The 18,227-nt window shown below is 70.9% G+C and carries 17 protein-coding genes; 13 read left to right on the top strand and 4 right to left on the bottom strand.

Translation table 11 applies throughout. The features are described 5' to 3' along the window. Window positions 1-643 (top strand): hypothetical protein (locus VNE60_07905; GenBank protein HVB31426.1); only part of this gene is annotated, 643 nt, incomplete at its 5' end. 12 nt (window positions 644-655) lie between these two features. Then, complete coding sequence (locus VNE60_07900) at window positions 656-1,972, top strand: hypothetical protein (GenBank protein HVB31425.1); 1,317 nt, start codon at window positions 656-658, stop codon at window positions 1,970-1,972. Between the two features lie 92 nt (window positions 1,973-2,064). Here the strand turns inward: VNE60_07900 and VNE60_07895 are convergent, their stop codons facing one another. After that, a complete protein-coding gene (locus tag VNE60_07895; protein ID HVB31424.1) occupies window positions 2,065-2,952 on the bottom strand; it encodes a protein phosphatase 2C domain-containing protein in 888 nt (295 codons plus the stop codon). A 12-nt stretch (window positions 2,953-2,964) separates the two neighbouring features. After that, a complete protein-coding gene (locus tag VNE60_07890; GenBank protein HVB31423.1) occupies window positions 2,965-3,126 on the bottom strand; it encodes a hypothetical protein in 162 nt (53 codons plus the stop codon). A 123-nt stretch (window positions 3,127-3,249) separates the two neighbouring features. Here VNE60_07890 and asnS point away from each other — a divergent pair, with 123 nt between their 5' ends. Further along, window positions 3,250-4,542, top strand: a complete 1,293-nt coding sequence (asnS, locus tag VNE60_07885; protein ID HVB31422.1) for an asparagine--tRNA ligase — start codon at window positions 3,250-3,252, stop codon at window positions 4,540-4,542. A gap of 61 nt (window positions 4,543-4,603) precedes the next feature. On the opposite strand, the gene mazG is transcribed toward asnS, so the two are convergent. After that, complete coding sequence (mazG, locus tag VNE60_07880) at window positions 4,604-5,377, bottom strand: nucleoside triphosphate pyrophosphohydrolase (GenBank protein ID HVB31421.1); 774 nt, start codon at window positions 5,375-5,377, stop codon at window positions 4,604-4,606. A gap of 65 nt (window positions 5,378-5,442) precedes the next feature. Here mazG and alr point away from each other — a divergent pair, with 65 nt between their 5' ends. The 10 genes from alr to VNE60_07830 all read left to right on the top strand — a co-directional run bounded on the left by alr (window position 5,443) and on the right by VNE60_07830 (window position 16,986). Continuing rightward, complete coding sequence (gene alr / locus VNE60_07875; GenBank protein HVB31420.1) at window positions 5,443-6,522, top strand: alanine racemase; 1,080 nt, start codon at window positions 5,443-5,445, stop codon at window positions 6,520-6,522. Next, window positions 6,519-7,691, top strand: a complete 1,173-nt coding sequence (locus VNE60_07870; GenBank protein ID HVB31419.1) for a phosphopentomutase — start codon at window positions 6,519-6,521, stop codon at window positions 7,689-7,691. The genes alr and VNE60_07870 overlap by 4 nt, the downstream gene beginning before the upstream one ends. Beyond that, window positions 7,688-8,140, top strand: a complete 453-nt coding sequence (locus VNE60_07865) for a cytidine deaminase (protein HVB31418.1) — start codon at window positions 7,688-7,690, stop codon at window positions 8,138-8,140. The genes VNE60_07870 and VNE60_07865 overlap by 4 nt, the downstream gene beginning before the upstream one ends. Before the next feature lie 64 nt (window positions 8,141-8,204). Continuing rightward, on the top strand, window positions 8,205-9,464 hold the full coding sequence (locus VNE60_07860) for a hypothetical protein (protein HVB31417.1): 1,260 nt from the start codon (window positions 8,205-8,207) through the stop codon (window positions 9,462-9,464). Further along, window positions 9,461-10,609 carry a hypothetical protein gene (locus VNE60_07855; protein HVB31416.1) on the top strand — a complete coding sequence of 383 codons (1,149 nt, stop codon included), beginning with the start codon at window positions 9,461-9,463 and terminating at the stop codon, window positions 10,607-10,609. Before VNE60_07860 ends, VNE60_07855 begins: the two co-directional genes overlap by 4 nt. A gap of 9 nt (window positions 10,610-10,618) precedes the next feature. Then, window positions 10,619-11,821: an ATP-binding protein gene (locus tag VNE60_07850; GenBank protein HVB31415.1), complete on the top strand. Its 1,203-nt coding sequence runs from the start codon at window positions 10,619-10,621 to the stop codon at window positions 11,819-11,821. Further along, a complete protein-coding gene (locus VNE60_07845; GenBank protein ID HVB31414.1) occupies window positions 11,818-13,050 on the top strand; it encodes a MiaB/RimO family radical SAM methylthiotransferase in 1,233 nt (410 codons plus the stop codon). Before VNE60_07850 ends, VNE60_07845 begins: the two co-directional genes overlap by 4 nt. Window positions 13,051-13,096: 46 nt before the next feature. After that, window positions 13,097-14,440 carry a tRNA (N6-isopentenyl adenosine(37)-C2)-methylthiotransferase MiaB gene (gene miaB / locus VNE60_07840; protein HVB31413.1) on the top strand — a complete coding sequence of 448 codons (1,344 nt, stop codon included), beginning with the start codon at window positions 13,097-13,099 and terminating at the stop codon, window positions 14,438-14,440. Then, a complete protein-coding gene (locus tag VNE60_07835; protein ID HVB31412.1) occupies window positions 14,437-14,730 on the top strand; it encodes a late competence development ComFB family protein in 294 nt (97 codons plus the stop codon). The genes miaB and VNE60_07835 overlap by 4 nt, the downstream gene beginning before the upstream one ends. Window positions 14,731-14,772: 42 nt before the next feature. Next, on the top strand, window positions 14,773-16,986 hold the full coding sequence (locus VNE60_07830; protein HVB31411.1) for a DNA internalization-related competence protein ComEC/Rec2: 2,214 nt from the start codon (window positions 14,773-14,775) through the stop codon (window positions 16,984-16,986). Window positions 16,987-16,991: 5 nt separating this feature from the next. Here VNE60_07830 and VNE60_07825 read toward each other — a convergent pair whose 3' ends face one another. Then, entirely contained in the window at window positions 16,992-18,200 is a 1,209-nt protein-coding gene (locus tag VNE60_07825) for a PLP-dependent aspartate aminotransferase family protein (GenBank protein ID HVB31410.1), read from the bottom strand. Window positions 18,201-18,227 lie beyond the last annotated feature (27 nt).

Raw genomic sequence — 18,227 nt, 5'->3', positions numbered from 1 at the left:
TCCTCACGCCACGTTCGGCCTGCGCGTGGGCTACGACGCCGCCATGGCGCAGAGCGATCTGTTCTCGTTCGTCACCAACGACCTCACGCTCAAGCGCAGCGACTTCAGCAGCCCCACGGTGCAGACCGACTTCGGCTTCAGCCTGAGTCCGCGGGTGGACGCCGTGCTCGGCCTCGGCTATTCGCGGTCCGTGGCCCAATCGCAGTATCGCGGCTGGCTCGACAACAACAATCTGCCCATCCAGCAGGGCACGGAGTTCACGCGCGTTCCCCTCACCGTGAACCTCAAGGCGTACCTGCAGCCACCCGGTCGTTCGCTCGGACGCTTCGCCTGGGTGCCGGCGCGGGTCGCGCCGTACGTCGGCGCCGGTGTCGGGTCCATGTGGTACAAGTTCCGCCAGTCGGGGGACTTCATCGACACGACCACCACCAACGTCTTCAATGACACGTTTAGCTCGTCGGGGTGGACCCCCATGGCGGACGTCTTCACCGGGGCGGATTTCTCCATCTCGCCGAGTATGGCTCTCACCGTAGAGGCACGTTATGCTTGGGCGAAGGGTGCGTTGAGCAATGACTTTGCGGGTTTCAATCGACTTGACCTGTCCGGCGTTTCGCTCACCGGCGGCCTCACCTTCAGGTACTGAGGGGATCGGCATATGAAGAATCCAACGATGCTTGCCTTGCGCGCCGTGTCGACGAGCGCGCTCGTGGCCGCCGCCGCGCTGAGCCTTTCGGCTTCGCCGGCCGCCGCGCAGACCGGGCGCGCCGACGCCCGCTGGGACGCCTGGATGGGCTGCTGGCAACCCGCCGCCGCGCCCTCCGGCGCCGGCACGCCGCTCATGTGCGTGGTGCCCGCGTCGGGCACCTCGGCCGTGGACATCATGACCGTGACCAACGGCAAGATCACGGCGCGCGAACGCGTCGACGCCACCGGGCAGCGCATCGTCACCGCGCGTGAAGGGTGCACGGGATGGGAGAGCGCTTCCTGGTCCGGCGACGCCGAGCGCGTGTACCTGCACTCCGACTACTCGTGCGGGAACGGCGTGCGGCGCGAGACGACCTCGCTCATCGCCATGTCGGCCAACGGCGAGTGGCTCGACGTGCAGGGTCTCACCTCGGGCAAGAATTCCGGCGTGCGCGTGAATGTCTATCGCGAGGCCAGCAACCCCGCCAACCTGCCGCCGGAGATCACGGCGGCGCTGGGCAATCGCTCACTCGCCATGAGCGCGGCGCGCATCTCCGCCGCGTCGCCGCTGAACCTGGACGACATCGCCGAAGCATCGCACCACCTGGATGCGCCGGTGGTGGAAGCCTGGCTGGCCAATCGCGGAGATGTCCCCGCCGTGGACGGCGACCAGCTCGTGCAGCTCGCCAACGCTGGCGTGCCCGGCCGCGTGCTCGACGTGCTGGTGGCGATGTCGTATCCCAACAAGTTCGCCATCCGGCCGGCGGGACAGGGGCAGCCCGGCGCGTACGGCGACGCCGTGGCTCCGGGCCGCTTGAACGGCGTGGTGGGCAGCACCGCCGGCGACTCGACACGCGCGGCGTGTCCGTATTCGGCGTTCGGCTGGGACTACTACAACAACTGCGCCTACTCCCCGTATGCCTACTCGATGTGGGGTAACCCCTACGGCTATTACTCCCCGTACGGCTACTACTCCCCCTATTCGAACTTCGGGTACGGCTACGGATACGGCGGCTATGGCTACGGTGGCTACGGATACGGTGGCTGGTATCCGGGGGCGCAGCCCGTGGTCGTGGTCGTGAATCCCAACCAGGGCGCGCACGGCCGCGTGGTGAAGGGCCGCGGCTACGTGCAGGGGCAGGGGCAGAGCACGGGTTCCTCGGGAGCCCGCGGTTCGTGGGCGCCTTCGGGCGGCGGTGGCTCGTCGTCCGGCTCGGCGGGAAGCGCGGGATCGTCGTCCGGCAGTTCGGGCGGCCGCACCGCGCACCGCACCGGCGGCGGCCATTAGTCGTCGCGAACGCTGGATGCACGACGGCGCCGGGGGCATTCGCTTCCGGCGCCGTCGTGCATCCGGCCCGTCCGCCGTGCACGGACGGCGGTTCAGTTGCCGGTGGCCCGCCCCGTGAGCACCGTGATGTTGTCGGTGCCCCCGCGCGCGAGCGCGAGTTCCACGAGGGCCCGGCAGACCTGCTCCGAAGACGTCATCGTGCGCAGGTGCTCCGCGATCTCGTCATCCGAAACGTGCTTGGTGAGTCCGTCGCTGCAGAGCAGCAGGACGCTGCCGCGCTGCCGGATGTTGAGGTGCGCCACTTCGGGCGTGGCCTCCTCGGCGCCGATGGCGCGGGCGAGCACGTGGCTGTATGGCGATGCCGCCGCCCGCTCGGGCGGCAGGACGCCCATGTCCACCAGGTCCTGGGCCACGGTCTGGTCGCGGGTGACCTGCCGCAGCTCGCCGTTGGCGTAGAAGTAGCAGCGACTGTCGCCCACCTGGACCACGTACGCCCACGGCCACACCGCGATCACGAGCGTGAGCGTGGTGGCCATGACCCGCGGCAGATCCCGCGCCGCCGCCTGGGCGAGCACGGCCGCGTGGGCTTCGAGCGCCGCCGCGCGCAGCGACCCCAGGAACTCCTCGTCGGCGGTGGTGCCCGCCTGGTGGCAGCACCGCATGGTGGACGACACGTACCGGGTGATCGATTCCACGGCGAGCTGGCTGGCCTCGCCCCCCTCGCTCCCGCCGCCCACCCCGTCGGCCACGAGCATGATCGTCGCCAGCCGCTCGCCGTGCACGGGCAGTCGCTCGGGCGACGGCAAGCTCGTGGCGTGGATCACGACCTGCGCGTGGATGGTGCCCAGCAGGAAGTGATCCTGATTCTCGGTCCGCACGTGCCCCGGATGCGTGAGGCCGAACAGATCGAGTTCGTTGTCGCGTGGGCGAGATCCGGTAGACGCCGAGATCGCGCCCGCCAGCGGGTCGGCGTGGGTCACGGGTGTCGGCGGCTACTGGCCGCGTCGCCCGGACTTGGCCGACGTCGTCTTGGGCTTGACGATCGGAGCGGGCCGGTGCACGGGCGCCGACGGCGGCGCCTTCAGCGTGTCGGCTTCAGGGTGCGACGGCTGTTTGCGCGAGAAATCGGGGATCTGGGTGCGATGCTTCTTCACGGAGTCTCCGGCGTGGGGGTCCACACTGCCTGCAAGCTCGCGCATTTCCATTGGCGGGACCAGTGGGCGGACCCGCGCCGCGGGGGTTCATTTCTTTTCGGGGGCGCGATAGCGTTCTCCCCCATGACCCCACGCATCGCTGAACTCGCCGGCCATGTTGGCCAATCCGTCACCGTCCGCGGTTGGGTGACCCACGTTCGTTCCTCGGGCAAGATCGCGTTCGCCGTGATCCGGGATGGCACCGGAACGGCGCAGGCGGTGTTCGTGAAGAGCCAGGTGGCCCCCGAGGTATGGGAGCGGTTTGCCGAGCTGACGCTGGAGACCTCGGTGGCCGTGACCGGCGAGGTGCGCGCCGAGCCGCGCTCGCCGGGCGGCTACGAGCTGGGCGTGACCGGTCTGGAGATCATCGGCACCAGTCCCACCGACTATCCCATCCAGCCCAAGGAGCACGGGATCGACTTCCTGCTCGACAACCGGCATCTCTGGCTGCGCAGTCCGCGCCAGCGGGCCATCGCCAGCGTGCGCAACGAGCTCGAGCAGGCCATCCACGACTTCTTCTACGCGCGCGGGTTCCTGCGCGTGGACACGCCCATCCTCACGGCGGCCATCGGCGAGCGCAGCGGGCTGTTTTCCACCGAGTACTTCGAGGAGGGCACGGCGTATCTGGCGCAGACCGGCCAGCTGTACGGCGAGGCGGCGGCCGCGGCATATGGAAAGATATATACGTTCGGCCCCACCTTCCGCGCCGAGAAGTCCAAGACGCGGCGGCACCTGACCGAGTTCTGGATGATCGAGCCCGAGGTGGCGTGGAACGATTCGGAGGACAACATGAAGTTGCAGGAGGACTTCGTGTCGTACCTGGTGCAGCGGGTGCTGGAGCGGCGGCAGGCGGAGTTGAAGGAGCTGGAGCGCGACGTGAGCAAGCTGGAAGCCGTGAAGGCGCCCTTTCCGCGCATCAACTACACCGACGCCGTGGCCACGCTGCAGAAGAAGGGCAGCACCGTGAAGTGGGGCGACGATCTGGGCGCCGAGGACGAGGCGCTGCTGGTGGAGGACTACGCGACGCCCGTGTTCGTGATCAACTATCCCAAGGAGGCCAAGGCCTTCTATATGAAGGAGAACCCGGACGATCCGCGCACCGTGTTGTGCGACGACTGTCTGGCGCCCGAGGGGTACGGGGAGATCATCGGCGGGTCGCAGCGCGAGGACGACTACGATCGTCTGGTGCAGCGGATCACCGACGAAGGGCTGCCGATGGACGCGTACGGGTGGTATCTGGAACTGCGCAAGTACGGGACCTTCACGCACGCCGGGTTCGGGCTCGGGCTCGAGCGGACGGTGGCGTGGATCTGCGGGCTGCAGCACATCCGGGAAGTGATCGCCTTTCCGAGGATGATGTACCGGCTGCGGCCGTGACGGCGGGAGACGGGAGAGGTCGGTCCTACCCCTCTACCGTCCTACCGCCCTACCGTCCCCTCTACAGCCCTTCCGCCTTCGCTTCATCCCATAACCCATCCAACGTCTCCAGGCCGGCGGTCCGCACGTCCACCCCCCGCGCCTTCGCCTTCTCCTCGATCTTCTCGAATCGTCGCGTGAACTTCGCGTTGGCCCTGTCCAGCGCCAGCGCCGGATGCACCCCCGCCTTGCGGCACACGTTCACCACCGCGAACAGCAGATCGCCCATCTCGGCTTCCAGTAGTCCATGAGCGTTATCATATAGCGGCCCGTGCTCCGGCCGCTCGGGCATCGCCGCCAGCTCGGCCCGCACCTCGCCCAGTTCCTCCTCCACCTTCTCCAGCGGGCCCGCCACGTCGGGCCAGTCGAACCCCACCCCCGCGGCGCGCTCCTGCAGCCGGAACGCGCGGTGCAGGCTGGGCAGCCCCGACGGCAAGCCGTCGGCGATGCGCTCCCGCTTCTTTGCCTTCTGCGCTTCCCACGGCTCCCGCACCCCGTCGCCGTACAGATGCGGATGCCGCGCCTTCATCTTCGCGATGAACGTCCCCGCCACGTCGTCGATGGTGAACGCGCCCCGCTCCTCGGCCACCACGGAGTGGAACAGCACCTGGAACAGCAGGTCGCCCAACTCCTCCTTCAGCTGCCCATCGTCCCCCAGGCGGATCGCGTCGTCCACCTCGTGCGCCTCCTCGATCAGATAGGGGCGCAGCGATTCGTGCGTCTGCGCCGCGTCCCATTCGCAGCGCTTGCGCAGATCTCTCATCAATGCAAGCGTATCTTCAAGTGGCTGTTTCACTTGCCTCGCCTCCGTGCGTCCGATATACTACCCGCCCTGCAAATGATAGCTCAATGATACGGGACATGACGCGCGCCTGGGTCGAGATCGACCTCGGAGCGCTGACGCGCAATGCAGCCCGGGTCGCCGCCGCGGCGCGCGTGCCGCTGCTGCCGATGATCAAAGCCGACGCCTATGGTCTGGGCGCGGTGGGCGTGGCGCGCGCGCTCGAAGCGGTGGACCCCTGGGGCTACGGCGTCGGCACCATCGAAGAGGGCGAGGAACTCCGCGCCGCCGGCATCACGCGCCCCATCCTCGTGGTCACGCCCATCCTGCCCGAGACCTTCGACGCCGCGCGCGCCGCCGGCCTCCGGCCCGCCCTCGGCGACCGCGATGCCATCGCCGCCTGGGGCCCGAGCGGCGCGCCCTGGCACCTGTCCATCGACACCGGGATGAATCGCGCCGGCGTGCCCTGGCGCGAGATCGGCGAGGTCCGCGAACTCCTGGCCCGGTATCCGCCCGAGGGCGCGTTCACGCACTTCCACTCCGTGCTCAAGGACCGGGCATCGGTGGCGGCGCAGACGCAGCGATTCACCGACGCGCTGTCCACGCTCGCCGTGCGCCCGCAACTGCTGCACGCCGAGTCGTCGGCGGCCATCGAACACGCCGCGGGCCCGTCGCGATGGGACCTCGTGCGGCCCGGCATCTTCCTGTATGGCGTGGGCACCGCGGCCGGGCTCGATCCCCAGCCCGTCGTGGCCGTGCGGGCGCGCATCGTCGAGCTGCGCGCCATCCGCGACGGCGACACCGTGAGCTATGGCGCCACCTATCCGCCGCCCGGTTCGCACCCCGAAGACTGGCCGCGCCGCATCGCCACGCTGCCCCTCGGCTACGCCGACGGCTATCGTCGCGCCCTGGGAAATCGCGGATGGGCCCTGGTCCATGGGCGCCGCGTGCCCGTGGCCGGCGCCGTGACCATGGACATGACCATGGTCGACGTGACCGACGTGCCCTGCGCGGTGGGCGACGTCGTCACGCTCATCGGCCGCGACGGCGACGATCTGCTCACCGTGCAGGACATCGCGCGGTTCGGACACCTGTCGCCGTACGAACTGCTCACCGAACTGCATTCGCGCCTGCCGCGCATCTACGGAGACCAGCCATGACCAAACGCGCCGCCATCGTCGTGCTCGACGGGGTCGGCATGGGCGCGGCCCCCGACGCCGCCGCCTACGGCGACGTGGGCAGCGACACGCTGGGCAACCTGTCGCGGGCCATTCCCGGCGGATTCGATCTTCCCAACCTGCAGCGCGCCGGCCTGGGCAACATCGCGCCGCTGGCCGGCGTCGCGCCCGAGCGCCACGCCACGGCGGCGTGGGGGCTCATGGAGCCCAACTCGGCCGGCAAGGACAGCACCACGGGACATTGGGAGATCGCCGGCCTCCACCTGGCGCGGCCCTTTCCCACCTATCCCCGTGGATTCCCGGCTGATGTGGTGGACGAATTCGCGCGGCTCACCGGACGGGGCGTGATCGGCAACATGGTCAGCAGCGGAACCGTCGTCATCGACCGCTTCGGGCCGGAGCATCAGCGCACGGGCCAATGGATTCTCTACACCTCGGCCGATTCGGTCTTCCAGATCGCCGCCCACGAGGCGGTGATTCCGCTCGCCGAGCTGTACGAGGGGTGCCGGATCGCGCGCCGCATGCTGCAGCCGCCGCACGACGTGTCGCGCGTCATCGCGCGTCCGTTCGAAGGGGTGCCGGGCGCCTACCGCCGCACGGCCAATCGCCGCGATTTCTCCATCCAGCCGCCCGGGGAAACGCTGCTCGACGCGCTCCAGACGGCCGGGATTCCGCGCCACGGGGTGGGCAAGGTGGACGACCTGTTCGCGGGGCGTGGGATCACCTCGCGCCACTTCGCCAACAATGCCGGTGGGCTGGTGGCCATCGCCGACTGGATCGGAGGCGACGCCGGTGGGTTCCTGTTCGCCAACCTACTAGATTTCGACCAACAATTCGGGCACCGGAACGACATTCCGGGGTTTTATGGTGCGCTGCGGGAATTCGACGCGGCGCTTCCCGGCCTCCTGTCCGCGCTCCACGAGGACGATCTCCTGTTCATCACGGCTGACCACGGCAACGACCCGACCACGGCATCCACCGACCACGCGCGCGAGTGCGTGCCGTTGCTGGTGCTCGGCGGCCGCGTCCAGCCGCGGGACCTGGGGCGGCGCAGCACGTTCGCGGACCTGGGCGCCACGGTGTCCGAATGGTTCGGCCTCACGTACCGGGGGCGCGGCACGTCGTTCCTGGCCGAGTTGGTCGCCGCATGACGGTTCGCGCGGCCACCGGTGACGCGTCGAGTGCCCTCGTGGCGCGCACGCTGGCCGAGTTGCGCAACCGCGCGGCCGAGGCCATGGAGCGGGCCTACGCGCCGTACTCGCAATTCCGCGTGGGCGCGGCACTTCTGGCATTGGACGGCACGATCACCGCGGGCTGCAACGTGGAGAACGCCGCCTATCCCGCCGGCGTGTGCGCCGAGCGCGTGGCGCTGGGCGCGGCGGTGGCCGAGGGGCGGCGCGAGTTCCTTGCCGTGGCGATCGCGACCGAGGCCGAGGAGCCGACGCCGCCGTGCGGCGTCTGCCGCCAGGCGCTCGTGGAATTCGCGCCGGAACTGGTGGTGCTCAGCGTCACGCGGGGCGGGCGCGAGGCGCGTTGGACGTTGAACGAATTGCTGCCCCACGCCTTCACGCCCCACTCTCTGGATCACAGTCGTCACTAGTCACCCGTGGACGGTCGTAGTGCACTTGCCCCGTAGCCGATGGGTTGTATTTGCGGTCGCGGCAGTGGTCGCCGCCGGTATCGGCGCCTGCAGCGATAATCTCGAATCGAACGCCGCCTGCCCCTCGCTCTGTCCGGGGTTGGCGGATTCGCTGCGCGATACGGTGGTGGATGCGGTGATGATCGACTCGTCCGTCTCCGGCTTCCCGGCCATCGGGCAGGAGCCGTTCCTGCTCATCGGGACGCGGGGCGACACGCTCGATACCCGCGCCATCATCCGCTACGACTCGCTGCCCACCTTCTACGTGCCCACCAACTCGCCGACGGATTCGGCGATCGTCGGCGTGGACAGCGCGTCGCTCATGCTGCGGGTGGACACCTCCGAGACCAAGCCCGGCGCGCCGGTGACGATCAGTCTGTACGACGTCGATACGGGCGGCACCGACAGCTCGGCCACCGACACCGCCGTTGCCGTGCTCGCGCCCCTGTTCTCGCCCGACCGCCTGCTGGGTTCCAAGACCTTCGCGCCCGAGTCGCTGGTCGACAGCTTGAAGGTGCCGCTGTCCAACGATTCCGTGTACTACAAGCTCTCGCATGGCCGGCCCCTGCGCATCGGCATCCAGGTCACCGGCACCGATCGCGCGCAGATCCGCATCGGCACGTCGGTCAATTTCGTGCCGCCACAACTGATGTTCAAACCGGCGCCCCACGGCGACACCACGGGGGTGACCTTCCTCTCGCTGTCGCCGATGACCCGGACGCCGGTGGGGAGTCCGCTCATCAACGATCTGCAGGATTACCTGATCGTGCTCAAGGGCACGCCCAACACCACGGCGCCGCTCCTCACCGTGGGCGGCCTGCCGGGACACCGCGTGTATCTGCGGTTCAACTTGCCGTCGTCGATCGTCGATTCGTCCACCGTGGTGCGGGCCACGCTGCTGCTCATGCAGGTGCCCAACCCCCTCTCGCCCGATGCCCGCGACAGCACCACGGTGTGGCCGCAGGCGCTGCTCGCGTCGTCGGCGATCACCGATCTGGGCCGCGCGTTGCGGCTGCTCGCCGCGGCGGGCGCGATCGGACTCGATACGCTCGAGCGGTTCGCGCCGGCCGACAGCGGACTCCGCCAGTTTGAGATGGTGCAGCTCGTGCGGGCCTGGCACACTGGGCTCACGGCCACCGATCCGCGGGCCCTCGCGCTCCGGACGGCCCTCGAAGGGGAGAGCGGGGCCGAATACTGGTTCTACTCGTCCAAGGGACCGCTGGCGTTGCGCCCCCGCATTCGCCTCACCTATGCTCCGAATCGGTCGGTCGGAGGGTCGCCATGACAACCCGGATCCCGTGCGTTCGCGGCCTGCTGCTCGTCGCCGCCGCGTGCCTCGTGCCGGCGCTCGCTGCGGCGCAGGGCAATCTCAGCGTGCAGGGGTTGGGCTACCCGCCCGGACAGTTCAGCGCCCGCTCGCTGGGCACCGGCGGCGCAATCGGCGAGATGGACCCCACCTCGCCGGTGAACCCGGCGGCGATCATCGAATTCGGCGCTCCGGCGCTGTCCATGCAGATGGAGCCCGAATTCCGCAGCGTCACGGCCAACGGCTCCTCGCAGTCGTCCAGCACGCAGCGGTTCCCGGTGTTCGTCGCCGCCATGCCGTTCGGGGAACACTTCATGGTGGGCGCGTCGTCGTCCACGCTGCTCGATCGCAGCTGGCAGACCACCTCGCCGCAGCAGCAGCTGATCGCCGGCGACACCGTGCGATTCAACTCCACCACCAAGAGCGACGGATCGTTGAACGACCTCGCCCTGACGTTCGCCTATGTCCCGAGGTCGTGGCTGCGCCTGGGCGTGGCCCTGCACGCCGTCAACGGGCGCGATGTGGTGACCACCAGCCGCTTCTTCGAAGATACGGTGCGGTATGGCAACACCAGCACGCCCATCGCCACCACGTACGCCGGCAATGCGCTGTCGGCCGGCGTGGAATTCGTCGAGCCGTCGCTGGGCGGCATCGCGATCTCGTACCGCCGCGGCGGACCGCTGGAGCAGAAGATCGGCGACACCACGCTCGCCACGGCGCACGTGCCCGACCACTTCGGCGTCGGCGTCGTGTTCAGCGGCTTTTCCGGCACCACGCTCGCGTTCCGGACGGCGTACGACAAGTGGGCCGCGCTGGGATCGCTGGACGCGGCCAATGGGGCGGCGATGAACTCGTGGGATTCGTCGGTCGGCGCCGAATTCACCGGACCGCGACTGGGCGATATCCCGCTCGCGTTCCGCGTCGGCTCGCGGTGGCGCAACCTGCCGTTCCCGGCGGCGGGCCATCAGGTGCACGAAGGATCCCTGGCCGGCGGCGTGGGGCTCACCCTCGCCCAGGGCCGGGTGCTGTTCGATGCAGGCTTGGTGCGCGCGTCGCGCAGTGCCGGCATCGGCGTCACCGAATCGGCGTGGACGTTGAGCATGGGGCTCACCGTACGCCCCTGAGCCGCGGCCGTGGAGACAAGCACCCGTCCCGCTGACGCCCCGCTGATCCTCGTCGCCGACGACGTCGAGGCCAACGTGGAGCTGCTGTTCGACCAGCTCCACGTGCTGGGATTCCGCGCCATCGCCGCCACCGATGGCCCGTCGGCCCTCACCGCCGCGTTCGAGCACCACCCCGACCTCTGCATCCTCGACGTCGCGATGCCGCCCGGCGCGTTGGACTGCGACGAGCGCGACACCGGCTTCGAGGTCTGCCGCCGCATCAAGCGCGATCCGCGCACCGCCCGCGTGCCCGTCATCTTCGTCACCGCGCTCAACGACACCACCGACCGCCTCAAGGGCATCGAGGCGGGGGGCGACGACTTCCTCACCAAGCCGCACAACCGCCTCGTCCTCGGCGCGCGCGTGCGCAGTCTGCTCCGGCTCAAGGGCGCGATGGACGCCCTCGAAGAGAGTTCGCGCAAGATGCGCGAACTCGAGAAGCTGCGCGACGACCTCATGAAGATGATCGTCCACGATCTCAAGTCGCCGCTCGCCGCCGTGCTCGCCACGCTCGAGATGCTGCTCGACGAGGACTTCGGCCCCCTCACGCCCAATCAGCGGCGCGCCCTCCTCGAAACCGAGGGTCGCGCCGAGGATCTGCTGTCGCTCATCGAGGACCTGCTCGAGATCCGCCGCATCGAGGAGACGAACATCGTGCTCAAGCTGGAGCCGATCGCCCCCGCCGCGATGCTCAACGAGATCGTCCACGAGTGGAGTTCGCGCTTCCAGCAGGACGGCGCCACGGCCACCGTCGACGTCACCGACGACGCGCCCGTGTTCGAGGCCGACAAGCCCCTGCTGCGCCGCGTGCTCGGCAATCTCGTCCAGAACGCGCTCACGCACTCCGCCCACGCCGTGGCCATCCAGCTCAGCGCGCGCCGCGAGGGCGACGGCATCCTGTTCACCGTGGCCGACAACGGGGCCGGCATTCCCCCGGAGTACCAGGACATCATCTTCCGCAAGTTCGAACAGGTGCACACGCCCAACGCGCCCCAGCTGCGCGGCTCGGGGCTGGGGCTCGCTTTCTGCAAGTTGGTCGTCGGCGCGCACGGCGGCCGCATCTGGGTGCAGAGCGCCGGGGCCGGCCAGGGGAGCGCGTTCCACTTCACGCTGCCGCTGCATCCGCCCCCGCCGCCCGAGACGCCGGCCGCGGCCAGAACGACGCGCGCGTGAAGGTGTATCTCCGCACGTTCGGCTGCCGCGCCAACCATGCGGATAGCGAGGCGGTCCGCGCCGTCGTCGCCGGCGCCGGCCACCAGCTCGTGGACGCGCCCGAGGACGCCGACGTCGCGGTGTTCAATTCGTGCGCCGTCACGGCCGACGCCGAAGCCGATCTCCGGCAGGCCGTCCGCCGCGCCGCGCGGCGCGCGCCCGCCATCCGCAGCGTGGTCATGGGGTGCGTGGCCGGACTCGCCGACCGCGAGCCCGCGCTCCTCGCCCTGCCGTCGGTGTCGCACGTCGTGCCCGGCGGCGACGTGGCCCGCGTGGCCGACGCCCTCGGCATCGCGCCCGATCGCGCCGCCGCCATCGGCGGGCCGCAGCAGTCCACGCGCGCCCTGCTGCGCATCCAGGACGGCTGCGACGAGCACTGCACCTTCTGCGCCACCACGCTCGCCCGCGGCGCCAACCGCAGCCGGCCGGCCGCCGACCTGGTGCGCGAAGCGGCGGCGCTGGCCGGCCACCACCCGGAGATCGTCCTTACCGGCGTGCACATCGGGACGTACGGCGTGGACCTCGGCTCGTCGCTCTCGGCGCTGCTCGATCGCCTGCTGCGCGAGGTGCCGGACGTTCGCTTTCGCCTCTCGTCGGTCGAGGCCACCGAAGTCGACGCGCCGCTCTGCCGACTGCTGCGCGCCGGCGGCCGCGTCGTGCCCTTTCTGCACGCGCCGCTGCAGTCGGGCTCGGCGGCGATGCTGCGCCGCATGGGCCGCCACTGGTACACGCCCGAGCGATACGCCGAGGCCGTCGAGCGGGTGGTGGCCCACCGCGCCGTGTTCGGGCTCGGCGCCGACGTGATCACCGGGTTTCCCGGCGAGACCGATCGCGACCACTCCGCCACGGTGGCCCTCTGCGAACGGCTGCCCTTCACCTACCTCCACGTGTTCCCGTTCTCGCTGCGTCCCGGGACCGCGGCCGAGCGGCTGCCGGGCCGGGTGGCCGACACCGTGGCCCGCGCGCGCGCCGCCGAGATGCGGGCCCTGGCCCACCGCAAGCAGGCTGCCTACGCCGCCTCGCGCGCCGGCACCACGGCCGACGTCGTGGTCCTCGGGGCCGCCGGGCACCGCAGCGGGCTCACCGAGGACTATCTGACCGTGCGGCTGGACGATCCGGCGTTGCCCCGGGGCCACCGGTTCGTCGCTCGATTACGCACCGCGACGGACGGTTCGCTGGTGGCCGCCTGAGGCGGCTATCTTTCTCCGCTCACGCCAATCCCGATCCCCGCGCCAGATGACCACGGCCGCACGTCCCACCGTCTACATCGAGACCTACGGGTGTCAGATGAACGTGAGCGACTCCGAGCTGATGCTCGGGTCGCTCGCGGCGCACGGCTACGACGAAGCGTCGGACGCGCGGAGCGCCGACGTGATCCTCGTCAACACCTGCGCCATCCGGGAGCACGCCGAGCAGCGCGTGGTGGGCCGCGTGGGCGAGCTCAAGCGCGACATGAAGCCGGGGTCGGTGCTCGGGGTCACGGGGTGCATGGCCCAGCGGTTGGGCGCGCGGCTGCTCGACCAGGCGCGGCATGTGAGTTTCGTGATCGGTCCCGACGGCTATCGCGCGCTCCCGATGCTGGTGGACGGCGCGCGGCGCGGCGAGCGCACCACGGCCACCGACTTCGACCTCGAGGAGCACTACGAGGACTTCACGCCGCGGCGGTTCGACAAGGTCAAGGCATGGATCCCCGTGCAGCGCGGCTGCGACTATCGCTGTACGTACTGCATCGTGCCCACCACGCGCGGCGCCGAGCGCAGCCGCCAGTTGGCGGACGTCGTGCGCGAGACGCGCGACGTCATCGCCGACGGCATGAGCGAGGCCGTGCTGCTCGGCCAGACGGTGAACTCGTATCACGACGGCGCCCATGACTTCGCCGACCTCCTGCGCGCCGTGGGCGCCGTGCCCGGCATCCGGCGCCTGCGGTTCACCAGCCCGCACCCCAACGACTTCAGCGATCGCGTGATCGCGGCCATGGCCGAGGTGCCTGCCGTGTGCGAGCACGTGCACCTGCCCATGCAGTCGGGGAGCACGCGGATTCTCAAGCGGATGCTGCGCCGCTACACGCGCGAGGAATACCTCGAATGCGTGGACCGCCTGCGCGCCGCGATCCCCGGGCTGAGCCTCACCACCGACGTCATCGTGGGATTTCCCGGAGAGACCGAGGCCGACTTCGAGGAGACGCTGAGCGCCGTCCGCGCCGTTGGATTCGCCGACGCCTTCACCTTCAAGTTCTCGCCGCGCGAGGGCACGGCCGCCACGCGCCTGCCCGCCGCCGACACCGTGCCCGATGCCGTGGCCGGCGAGCGGCTGGAGCGGCTGGTCGAGGCGGTGCGCGGCGCGTCGCGGTCGCGTAATCTGGCGTTGCTCGGCCAGCGCGTGGAGGTGATGGTCGAGCGCGAAGCGCGCCGCGGCGGCGACCTGTTGCAGGCCCGCACCCGCGACTTCAAGACCGTCCTCGTGCCGGGCGATGCCTCGATGCTCGGCCGCTATCTCACGGTGGAGCTCACCGGCACCACCGGCTTCACGTTCACCGGCACCGCCGTCGCCGATCGGCGCGCGCTCCCGATGGCCGGATGAAGAACATCGTGGAAGAGGTCGTGCGCGAGGCGCACGCCCAACTGCTGCCCACGAGTACGGCGTTCTGCGCCTGTCAGCAATGCACGGATGACGTGGTGACGTACGTGCTCAACCAACTTCGTCCCCGCTACACCAACACCGCGCGGGGCTGGGCGCTGGCCAATCTCGAACTGCGTAGCGACCAGGGCAGAGCCGATCTGTCGGTGCGCGTGCTCGATGCCATGCGTCGTGTGGCCGCCGCGCCGCGCCACGAAGCAGGTCGTCCCACACCCCCGAGCCCCACCGCCTAGGCGCCGATCGCCGCGCGGCGAGGCGTCCAGCCCGCCCGCGCCATGCCGATCTTCGCCGTTGGAGTTGCTTCGTACGCGGCCGGGCTGCTGCTCGGATTCGCCGGCGCGTCGGCGGTCGCGGCCTGGCTGTCGATGGCGGTGGCCGCCCTGGCCGCGATCGCGCGCCGCGCCACCATCGCCGCCGCCGCGCTCCTCGTTGCCGCCGGGGCGATGGTGGCGTACGCCACGGCGCGCGACGACGCCCGCTGTCTCGCCGCGCTGGGCGGGCGCACGGCCATCCGCGTGGAACTGGACGACGCCGCCGATCCGGGCTCGTTCTCGCGGGCCCACGCCGTCGGATGCCGCGCCGACGTCTCGCTGGCGGTGGCCCGTGGCTCCTCGCGCGCCGGATTCATCGTGCTCGCCAGCGGCGACGTCACGCGATCCGCCCGCGGACTGCTCGTGATGCGCGCCACCATTCGCGTTGTGCGGCCGGGCTCGGCGCTCACGCGGTGGCGCGACCGCGCGGGGCGGCGCGTGGACGCCGTCTTCGGCGCCGACGCGCCGCTGGCGCGCGCCCTGCTCGTGGCCGACCAGCGCGGTATCCCGGTGGAGATGCGCGACCGCTACGCGGCGGCCGGGCTCACGCACATGCTCTCCATCTCGGGGCTGCACGTGGCGCTCATCGCCGTCGCCACCGACCTCGTGTTCCAACTGCTCCGGCTCTCCCGGCGCCGGGCCAGCGTCGCCACGCTCGTCGTGATCGCCGCCTACGTGGCCATGCTGGGCGCGCCGGCCCCGGCGCTCCGGGCCGCCGTCATGCTCGCCGCCGTGGTCTGCGCGCGCTTGTGGCAGCGGCCCACGTCGCCGTGGGCCATCCTCGCCATCGGCGCCGCGATGCCGCTGGTCGATCCCCGCGTGGCGCGGGACGTGGGCTACCAGCTCAGCGTGGCCGGCGTCGCGGCCCTCGTCGCCGCGTCGGCGCTCGCGCAACGCGTGACGTGGATGCGCGATCTAGCCGGCGTGCGGCGCACCGTGGCCGGCACCGTGGCGGCGTCGCTCATGGCCACCGTGGTCACGGCGCCGCTCGTGGCGTGGTACTTCGGCCGGCTCAGCCTGATCGGCCCACTCACCAACGTGTTCGCGGGGCCGGTGATCGCGCTGGCGCAGCCGATGATGTTCCTGGCGCTCGTGCTGTCGCCGGCCGGACCGCTCGCGCGGTGGCTGGCCGACGCGGCCCATCCGCTGCTCTGGGCGTTCGACGCCGTGGCGGCGGCCGGCGCCGCCGTGCCAGGCGGGTCGATCGCCGTGGCCCCCACCGCACAGGCCGCCGCGTGCGGCGCGCTGTTCGCCGTGGCGCTGCTCGTGGCCTGCGTCAGCCGGTTTCCCGCCCGCGCGGCGGGCGTGGCCCTGGCATCGCTCGCGCTCGTCGCCTGGTCGCCCCTGATGCCCGCGGCGAGCGCGCGCACCGAACTGCACCTGATCGACGTGGGGCAGGGCGACGCGATCGCCCTGCGCACCACCCGCGGGCACTGGGTGCTGATGGATGCGGGCCGCATCTGGCGCGGGGGCGATGCCGGCCGCGCGACTGTCGTCCCCTACATCGCGCATCGCGGCGGAACGCTCGCCGCGTTCATCCTGTCGCACCCGCACGACGATCACGTGGGCGGCGCGGCGAGTGTGATCCGCGCGCTGCGCCCGTCCCGGTACTACGACGCGGCCTACACCGACGCCGGCGTCGCCTACCGCGCGTCGCTGTTCGAGGCCCGCCGCGGCGGCGTGGCCTGGCGTCGGGTGCACCCGGGCGATTCGCTGGTCGTGGACGAGGTGACGATCACCTTTCTCGGACCCGACTCGGCGTGGGTCGCCGGATCGCACGACGCCAACGCCGCCAGCGCCATCGCGCTGGTGCGGGTGGGGCGGATCCGGATGCTGCTCGTGGGCGATGCCGAGCGCGGCGAGGAAGCGTGGCTGCTGGCGCACGCGCGCAACCTCCTCCAGGCGGATGTGCTCAAGGTGGGGCACCATGGCAGCTCCACCAGCTCGACCCCGGATTTCCTGGCGGCCGTGTCGCCCCGCATCGCGCTCGTGTCGGTGGGCGCCGGCAACAGCTACGGCCATCCCAGCGCCGACGTGATGCGCCGTCTGGCGGCGGCCGGCGCGCTGGTGCTGCGCACCGACCGGCTGTCCACCGTGGTCATCGGCACCGACGGGCATTCGCTGCGCGTCGAGGCCGGCGGCGACGCATGGCCCGTGACGCCGTCGATGCCGCGCTGAGGGGCCTACGCCATCGCGTAGGCGGGCTCGGCGTGCACCGCCTGCGCCGCGGCCAGGGCGCGCTCCAGGTCGGCCCAGATGTCTGCCGGCGCCTCCAGGCCAACGCTCAGACGCAGCATGCCAGGGCTCAGGCCTTCGTCTTCGCGCGCCGCCTCGCCGATCACGCGGTGCGTGAGTCCGGCGGGGTGCTGGATGAGCGAGTCGGTGGAGCCGAGGCTCACGGCCGGCGTGATCATCCGCACGGCGCGGAGCACCGCGGCCGCGGCGTCGAATCCCCCGGCCACTTCGAAGCTGATCATCGCGCCGGGGCCGCGCATCTGCCGGCCGATCAATCCCGTGGGATCCGCGCCCGGCAACCCCGGGAAGTACACGCGCTCCACGGCCGGACTGTCCGTGAGCCGCTGCGCGATCTCGATCGCCCCGGCCTGCGCCGCGCGCACGCGCACCCCCAGCGTCTGCAGCCCCCGGTGCAGCATGTACGCGCCCATCGGGTGCAGCACGCCGCCCGTGAGAATGCGTACCTGCCGGAGGGCGCCCGCCCAGTCGTCGTTGGTGGCGACCACTCCCGCCATCACGTCGCCGTGCCCGCCCAGGTACTTCGTGCCGCTGTGCAGCGAGAGCGTCGCGCCCAGCGCCAACGGCTGCTGCAGCACCGGCGTGGCGAACGTGGAGTCCACGAGCACGGGCACGCGTCCCGCCTGTCGCACCACGTCGGCGATGTCCACCAGGACGAGCGTGGGGTTGCCCGGCGTCTCGATCACCACCAGCGAGGTCTCGGGACGGATCGCGCGGGCCACGCCGTCGGGCGTGGCCCAGGTGACGTCCAGCGACAGCAGGCGAGACTCGAGCAGATGGTCCGTGCCGCCGTAGAGCGGGCGCACGGCCACCACGTGCGAGCCGCGCTGTCGGGCCACGAGGAGCGCGGCGGCGATCGCCGCCATGCCCGAGCCGAAGGCCACGGCGTCGTCGGCGCCCTCGAGTTCGGCCAGGGCGTGCTCGAAGCGGTCCACGGTGGGGTTGGCCAGCCGCGCGTAGATCGCGTTGTGCTCCGGCCGGTGGCCGGCGATCATCGCATCGAGGTCGCTGATGGCCTCGGAGAGTTCGCCGATCGGGTAGGTGGTGGAGAGGTCGAGAGGGGCGGCGTGCACCCCGAGTTGGCGGAATTCTTCGCGTCCGGCGTGGACGCCGGCGGTGTCGATGCTCTTGGCGGTCATGGAATTTGCTTCCGTGGATGGCATGCA

The sequence above is a fragment of the Gemmatimonadaceae bacterium genome, assembly GCA_035533755.1.
Lineage (GTDB): Bacteria > Gemmatimonadota > Gemmatimonadetes > Gemmatimonadales > Gemmatimonadaceae > JAGWRI01.
This window is presented reverse-complemented; position numbering and strand designations above follow the sequence as displayed.

What these genes read in the sequence shown, in the direction of transcription:
- VNE60_07900 (HVB31425.1), top strand. Translation starts at nt 656, where the DNA reads ATGAAGAATCCAACGATGCTTGCCTTGCGCGCCGTGTCGACGAGCGCG.
- asnS (HVB31422.1), top strand. Translation starts at nt 3,250, where the DNA reads ATGACCCCACGCATCGCTGAACTCGCCGGCCATGTTGGCCAATCCGTC.
- alr (HVB31420.1), top strand. Translation starts at nt 5,443, where the DNA reads ATGACGCGCGCCTGGGTCGAGATCGACCTCGGAGCGCTGACGCGCAAT.
- VNE60_07870 (HVB31419.1), top strand. Translation starts at nt 6,519, where the DNA reads ATGACCAAACGCGCCGCCATCGTCGTGCTCGACGGGGTCGGCATGGGC.
- VNE60_07865 (HVB31418.1), top strand. Translation starts at nt 7,688, where the DNA reads ATGACGGTTCGCGCGGCCACCGGTGACGCGTCGAGTGCCCTCGTGGCG.
- VNE60_07855 (HVB31416.1), top strand. Translation starts at nt 9,461, where the DNA reads ATGACAACCCGGATCCCGTGCGTTCGCGGCCTGCTGCTCGTCGCCGCC.
- miaB (HVB31413.1), top strand. Translation starts at nt 13,097, where the DNA reads ATGACCACGGCCGCACGTCCCACCGTCTACATCGAGACCTACGGGTGT.
- VNE60_07835 (HVB31412.1), top strand. Translation starts at nt 14,437, where the DNA reads ATGAAGAACATCGTGGAAGAGGTCGTGCGCGAGGCGCACGCCCAACTG.
- VNE60_07830 (HVB31411.1), top strand. Translation starts at nt 14,773, where the DNA reads ATGCCGATCTTCGCCGTTGGAGTTGCTTCGTACGCGGCCGGGCTGCTG.
- VNE60_07825 (HVB31410.1), bottom strand. Translation starts at nt 18,200, where the DNA reads ATGACCGCCAAGAGCATCGACACCGCCGGCGTCCACGCCGGACGCGAA.